General features: G+C 73.8%; 6 protein-coding genes. All 6 read left to right on the top strand.

Annotated elements, in window-relative coordinates:
* The first annotated feature begins 97 nt into the window (after positions 1–97).
* Positions 98–946: a ParA family protein gene (locus tag BN12_RS18610; protein WP_048556596.1), complete on the top strand. Its 849-nt coding sequence runs from the start codon at positions 98–100 to the stop codon at positions 944–946.
* 5 nt (positions 947–951) lie between these two features.
* Entirely contained in the window at positions 952–2,040 is a 1,089-nt protein-coding gene (locus BN12_RS18605; RefSeq protein ID WP_083454763.1) for a segregation and condensation protein A, read from the top strand.
* 7 nt (positions 2,041–2,047) lie between these two features.
* Positions 2,048–2,674, top strand: a complete 627-nt coding sequence (gene scpB / locus BN12_RS18600) for an SMC-Scp complex subunit ScpB (protein ID WP_048556594.1) — start codon at positions 2,048–2,050, stop codon at positions 2,672–2,674.
* Positions 2,671–3,630 carry a pseudouridine synthase gene (locus tag BN12_RS18595; RefSeq protein ID WP_048554830.1) on the top strand — a complete coding sequence of 320 codons (960 nt, stop codon included), beginning with the start codon at positions 2,671–2,673 and terminating at the stop codon, positions 3,628–3,630. Before scpB ends, BN12_RS18595 begins: the two co-directional genes overlap by 4 nt.
* Positions 3,627–4,718 carry a prephenate dehydrogenase gene (locus tag BN12_RS18590; protein WP_048554826.1) on the top strand — a complete coding sequence of 364 codons (1,092 nt, stop codon included), beginning with the start codon at positions 3,627–3,629 and terminating at the stop codon, positions 4,716–4,718. The genes BN12_RS18595 and BN12_RS18590 overlap by 4 nt, the downstream gene beginning before the upstream one ends.
* 147 nt (positions 4,719–4,865) lie before the next feature.
* Positions 4,866–5,549 (top strand): (d)CMP kinase, encoded by a 684-nt coding sequence (gene cmk / locus BN12_RS18585; protein WP_407667810.1) that lies wholly within the window; start codon positions 4,866–4,868, stop codon positions 5,547–5,549.
* The last annotated feature ends 68 nt before the right edge of the window (positions 5,550–5,617 follow it).

Below are 5,617 nucleotides of genomic sequence, written 5' to 3'. Positions count from 1 at the left end.
CCCGACGGTGCAGCCGCCGGCGGCGGACAGCTCGGCCGAGGCGCCCGCCGAGCGCCAGCGGGCCCACGAGGAGCCGCTCCCCGGGACGGAGGACGTCATGAACGGCCAGCTCGGCCCGACCGGCCGTCCGCTCCCGGAGTTCCCCGTCCCGCCACCCCTCACCGGCCACGGACCGGCCCGCGTCATCGCCCTGTGCAACCAGAAGGGCGGCGTCGGCAAGACGACGACGACGATCAACCTCGGCGCGGCCCTCGCGGAGTACGGCCGCCGGGTGCTCCTCGTCGACTTCGACCCCCAGGGTGCCCTGTCGGTGGGCCTCGGCGTTCCCGTCAACAAGCTCGACGTGACGATCTACAACCTCCTCGTCGAGCGCGGTCACGACATCCGCGACATCGTCCACCCCACCGAGACCGAGAACCTCGACATCGTCCCGGCCAACATCGACCTGTCGGCGGCCGAGGTGCAGCTCGTCGGGGAGGTCGCCCGCGAGCAGGTCCTCTCGCGGGTCCTGCGGCCGGTCCTCGACGACTACGACGTCGTCCTCATCGACTGCCAGCCCTCGCTCGGGCTGCTCACCGTCAACGCCCTGACGGCCTCGCACGGCGTCGTCATCCCGCTCGAGACCGAGTTCTTCGCGATGCGCGGCGTCGCCCTCCTCGTCGAGACGATCGACAAGATCACCGACCGGCTCAACCCCCGCCTGCAGATCGACGGCATCCTCCCGACGATGTACGACGGGCGGACCCTCCACAGCCGGGAGGTCGTCGCGAGCGTTGTCGACCACTTCGGCGACCAGGTCTTCCATACCGTCATCAGCCGGACGGTCAAGTTCCCCGACGCCACCCTCGCCGCCGAGCCCATCACGTCATATGCGGCGACCCACAGCGGCGCGGACTCCTACCGCCAGCTGGCCCGCGAGCTCGTCGCCCGCGGGGGCGCGGCCTGACGCCGATGACGACCGACCCGGTCCTCGGCGCCACCGGGGGCCCCGCCGAGGTGGTCGGCGCCGATCCGCCTCCACTCCGCACCGGTGTGCCCACCGGCGTCGACGTGGCTCCCTCCGGTGCCGACCCGTGCACCGACGGCGACCCGTCCACCGGCGGCGACGCGCCGACGTCCGGCACCGACGCCCCGGGCGGCGTCATCACCCGGCGAGCACCGGAGAGCGCCTTCGAGGTGCACCTCGAGAACTTCGAGGGCCCCTTCGACCTCCTCCTCGGTCTCATCAGCAAGCACAAGCTCGACATCACCGAGGTGGCCCTCGCGACGGTGACCGACGAGTTCATCGCCCACCTCAAGGCCCAGCAGGCCTCCGGCACCGACTGGGACCTCTCCCAGACCTCGGAGTTCCTCCTCGTCGCGGCGACCCTCCTCGACCTCAAGGCCGCGCGGCTGCTGCCGAGCACGGGCCCCGAGGACGAGGAGGACCTCGCCCTCATCGAGGCGCGGGACCTGCTCTTCGCGCGTCTCCTGCAGTACCGCGCCTTCAAGGACATCGCCGCGACGTTCGCCGAGCGGATGAACGGCACGACCCGGATGACGCCGCGCCAGGCCGGGCTCGAGCCGGAGTTCGCCGCGCTGCTGCCCGAGCTCGTCATCGGGAGGACGCCCGAGCAGCTGGCGCGGATCGCGGCGCGGGTCATGACGCCGAAACCGGTGCCCACGGTCGGGCTGGACCATCTCCATGCCCCGGCGGTCAGCGTCCGCGAGCAGGCCGTCATCCTCGTCGACCGGCTCCGAGCCCGGCGGGTCGCGACCTTCCGGTCGCTCGTGGCCGACGCCGAGAGCACCCTCGTCGTCGTCGCCCGGTTCCTCGCCGTCCTCGAGCTCTACCGTGACGCGTCGGTCGCCGTCGACCAGGCCGAGGCGTTGGGAGAGCTGACGATCCGCTGGTCCGGCGCGGACGAGGGCGAGGTCGACGTCGGGGGAGAGTTCGACGACGAGGACCAGCCGACTCGTGCCGACGACGGTCGTCGCCTCACGGGTGAAGGTCGACCTGACGGTGAGGGTTCACGTGACGGAGGAGAAGGCAGTGAGTGAGGACACGATGAGCGTCGACGATCTCGACGCCGGCGTGACGGCAGATCCCGGGGCCGATCTCGCGCTGGAGGTCGACGATCTGCCCGGCGGGCTGCGCGGGGCGCTGGAGGCGGTCCTCATGGTCGTCGACGAGCCCGTCCCGGCCGTGCTCCTCGCCTCCGCGCTCGAGCGACCCGTCGAGGAGGTCGAGTCGACGCTGCGGGCCATCGAGGAGGAGTATGCGGCGTCCTCCCGCGGCTTCACGCTCCGGAGGGTCGCATCCGGCTGGCGGGTCTACAGCCGCTCCGACTACGCCGCCGTCATCGCGAGGTTCCTCCTCGACGGTCAGCAGGCCAAGCTGTCCCAGGCGTCCCTGGAGACCCTCGCCGTCATCGCATACCGTCAGCCGATCTCCCGCTCCCGGGTGAGCGCGGTCCGGGGCGTCAACGTCGACGGGGTCGTGCGGACCCTCCTGTCCCGGGGCCTCATCGAGGAGATGGGCCAGGACGAGGAGTCGACCGCGACGCTCTACGGCACGACCGACTTCTTCCTCGAGCGCCTCGGCGTCGACACCCTCGACGACCTGCCGGCGCTCGCGCCCTACCTGCCCGAGGTCGACGCGCTCGACGAGATCGCCGAGCAGGGGCGCTGGTGACGCCGCCTCGCCGGCGGGAGGGCCGGCCACCGCAGGACCCCGGTGCGGGCCGCCCGCCGAAGGGCTCCGGCACCGGCCGGACGTCGAAGGGCTCCGGCACCGGCCGGGGTGGCCAGGGTCACCCGCAGCCGTCACCCACGGGCCGTCCACCCCGCCCGCACCGCCCGAACGACCCCTCGCGCAAGGGCGCGAAGGGTCGTGCCGCGCAGCCGCCCGTCGACGTCCACGACGCCGACGGCATACGCCTGCAGAAGGTCCTCGCGGCGGCCGGGATCGGGAGCCGCCGCGCCTGCGAGGAGCTCATCGTCCAGGGCCGGGTGGAGGTCGACGGGCACGTCGTCACCGAGCTCGGCGTCCGGGTCGACCCCGCGCGACACGTCATCGCGGTCGACGGGGAGCGGGTCCAGACCGACACCTCCCGGGTGTACCTCGCCTTCAACAAGCCCTACAACGTCGTCACCTCGATGAACGACGAGCTGGGCCGCATCGACATCAGCAGCTACCTCGGCGAGCGGAACGCCCGGCTCTTCCACGTCGGGCGGCTCGACGCCGACACCGAGGGCCTCCTGCTCCTCACGAACGACGGCGAGCTCGCCAACCGGCTCCAGCACCCGCAGTACGGCGTGCCGAAGACCTATCTCGCCGAGGTCCCGGGGCCCGTCCCCCGGGACCTGGGACGCCGGCTGCGCGCCGGCGTCGAGCTCGACGACGGGCCGGTCGCCGTCGACTCCTTCCGGCTCGTCGACAGCAAGCCGGGCAAGGCGATCGTCGAGGTCGTCATCCACGAGGGCCGCAAGCACATCGTGCGGCGTCTCCTCGAAGCGGTCGGCCACCCCGTCGTCCACCTCGTGCGCACCCAGGTCGGGCCGATCCGGCTCGGCGACACCAAGGCCGGGAAGTGGCGGGCCCTCACGGCCGCCGAGGTCAGCGCGCTCTACCGGGCTGCGGGACTGTGAGCGGCTCGGTCCACCTCGTCGGCACGGGCCTCATCGGGGCGAGCCTCGGTATCGCGCTGACGCGGGCGGGGTATGCCGTGACGCTCGCCGACCAGTCGCCGACCTCCGCCGCGCTGGCCCAGGACCTCGGCGCCGGCCGCGTGCGCGTCGAGGGCGACCCGGACCCGGACGTCGTCGTCGTCGCGACCCCGCCCGACGTCAGCGCGGCGGTCGTCGCCGATGCCCTCGCCCGCTGGCCGAGCGCGGTCGTCACCGACGTCGCCTCCGTCAAGGGCGCGGTGCTCCGCGAGTTGCGGGCGTTCGGCGTCGACCTCGGCCGGTACGTCGGGTCGCACCCGATGGCCGGCCGGGAGCGCTCGGGTGTCGTCGCGGCGCGCGGCGACCTCTTCGAGGGCCGCGCCTTCGTCGTCGCCCCGTCGCCGGAGTCGTCACCGCGGGCCGTCGCGACGGTCAAGGCGCTCGGCTCCGATGTCGGCGCGACGGTCATCGTCGTCGACCCCGAGGCCCACGACGCCGCGGTGGCCGTCGTGTCGCACCTCCCACAGGTCGCGGCGAGCCTCGTCGCGGCGCGCCTGGAGGACGTGCCGGACAACGCCGTGGCCCTCGCCGGCCCCGGCCTGCGCGACGTGACCCGCATCGCGGCGAGCGACCCGCAGCTGTGGACCCAGATCCTCGCCGCGAACGCCCCTGCCGTCCGCGACGTCCTCGTCGCGCTCCGTGACGACCTCGACGCCGTCGTCGGAGCGCTCGACGCGCTCGTGGAGACCCCGACCGGCCCGGCGGGCGGTGCGCGGGCGGTCCTCGCGCGCGCCGTCGCGGCGGGGAACGCCGGCCAGGCCCGCATACCGGGCAAGCACGGCGGGGCGCACACGGCATACGAGTCGGTCGTCGTCCTCGTCCCCGACGCGCCGGGCGAGCTCGGCCGGCTCTTCGCCGACGTGGGTGCCGCCGGGGTGAACCTCGAGGACCTCCGGCTGGAGCACGGGCTCGGGCAGCCGTTCGGTCTCGCCGAGATCCTCGTCGTCCCGGGCGCCGCCACCCGGCTCGGTGCCGCACTCGAGGAGCGCGGCTGGCGACTCCACGGCTGAGGCGGTGGTGCACAGCCCCCGATCGGGTGCCAGATCGCCAGTCGCCCGGCCGGCGGGCGGTGGTGCACAGCCCCCGATCGGGCGCCAGACCGCCACCTGGGCGACGGCGACGGCGGGGCTGGCCGGCCGCCGTTAGGCTTGCCCCTCGTGATCGTCGCCATCGACGGACCCTCGGGGTCCGGCAAGTCCAGCGTGTCCCGTGCCGTCGCCACGGCGCTCGGGGTGGGGTTCCTCGACACGGGCGCCATGTACCGGGCGCTCACCTGGTGGTGCCTCGACTCGGGGATCGACCTCGACGACCGGGACGCCGTGGCCCAGGCCGCCACTCGGATGCCCCTGGAGCAGGGCTACGACCCCGATGCCCCGACGGTGGCCGTTGCCGGGCGGGACATCACTGCCGAGATCCGCACGACCGAGGTGTCGACGCGCGTCTCGGCTGTCGCGACGAACGTCCTCGTCCGGCCCGTCCTCCAGCAGCGTCAGCGGGAGGCGATGGCCGCCATCGCGGCGGAGACCGGGGGCGTCGTCGCCGAGGGTCGCGACATCACGACGGTCGTCGCCCCGGATGCCGACGTGCGGATCCTGCTCACCGCGAGTGAGGAGGCCCGGCTGCGGCGACGCTCCGCGGAGCTGCACGGCACGACGGACGATGCCGCCGTCGAGGCGACCCGCGACCAGATCGTGCGTCGCGACCGGGAGGACTCGACGGTCTCGCAGTTCACCGTCGCGGCCGACGGCGTCGTCACGGTCGACACCTCCGACCTCGACTTCGACGGCTCGGTGGCCGCGGTGCTCGCCGTCGTCCGCCGCGCCACCACCCCCGCCCGCTGATCCCCTGGCGGTCTGCCACCCAATCGGGGCCTGTGCACCACCCCCCGACCACGCCACCTGGCGGTCTG

It is taken from the genome of Nostocoides japonicum T1-X7 (assembly GCF_001046855.1).
GTDB lineage: Bacteria > Actinomycetota > Actinomycetes > Actinomycetales > Dermatophilaceae > Nostocoides > Nostocoides japonicum.
The sequence above is the reverse complement of the archived record's forward strand: the minus strand, read 5'-3'. Positions and strand labels throughout refer to the sequence as shown.

Coding starts and splice junctions, on each gene's coding strand:
- BN12_RS18610 (WP_048556596.1), top strand. CDS start 98: ATGAACGGCCAGCTCGGCCCGACCGGCCGTCCGCTCCCGGAGTTCCCC.
- BN12_RS18605 (WP_083454763.1), top strand. CDS start 952: ATGACGACCGACCCGGTCCTCGGCGCCACCGGGGGCCCCGCCGAGGTG.
- scpB (WP_048556594.1), top strand. CDS start 2,048: ATGAGCGTCGACGATCTCGACGCCGGCGTGACGGCAGATCCCGGGGCC.